The sequence below is a fragment of the [Collinsella] massiliensis genome, from assembly GCF_002161605.1.
Lineage (GTDB): Bacteria > Actinomycetota > Coriobacteriia > Coriobacteriales > Coriobacteriaceae > Enorma.
Window position 1 is genome coordinate 1 of record NZ_NFIE01000045.1, and the last position, 562, is coordinate 562.

At 62.5% G+C, this 562-nt stretch carries 1 rRNA gene; it reads left to right on the plus strand.

Annotated features, from left to right (window positions below):
* Window positions 1-219: ribosomal RNA gene (locus tag B5G02_RS09990) — 16S ribosomal RNA — on the plus strand; the annotation flags it as partial.
* Between the last annotated feature and the right edge of the window lie 343 nt (window positions 220-562).

The window sequence follows — 562 nt, forward strand, 5'->3', positions numbered from 1 at the left end:
CCCCCGCGAAGTCGGAGTTGCTAGTAATCGCGGATCAGCATGCCGCGGTGAATGCGTACCCGGGCCTTGTACACACCGCCCGTCACACCACCCGAGTCGTCTGCACCCGAAGCCGCCGGCCCAACCGTTTGGGGGGAGGCGTCGAAGGTGTGGAGGGCGAGGGGGGTGAAGTCGTAACAAGGTAGCCGTACCGGAAGGTGCGGCTGGATCACCTCCTTTCTAGGGAGACACGCTTCTTAGGAAGACATAATTTTTCAGAACTTATCCCACGAGTGGAGCCGCGGCGCGTGCCCGCGGCCCGCCCTCCCCTCCGACCGCTCGCGGCATCCGGCCCCCGGGGCGACGCCCCGCGTACCTTGAGAGCCGCATAGCGCGCAGCCACGGGAGGGATCCCGTAGGCTGGCGCGATCTCCTACAGACCATCTTACATATTTGAGATTTTGACGTGGGAAGCATCTAATCATGACGACGATCGCGGAGGACAATGTTCCTTCGATACACCATCTGAATACATGGATAGCATGAGCGTGGCGCCGGCCCGGACGGGCCGGCAAGATACCAC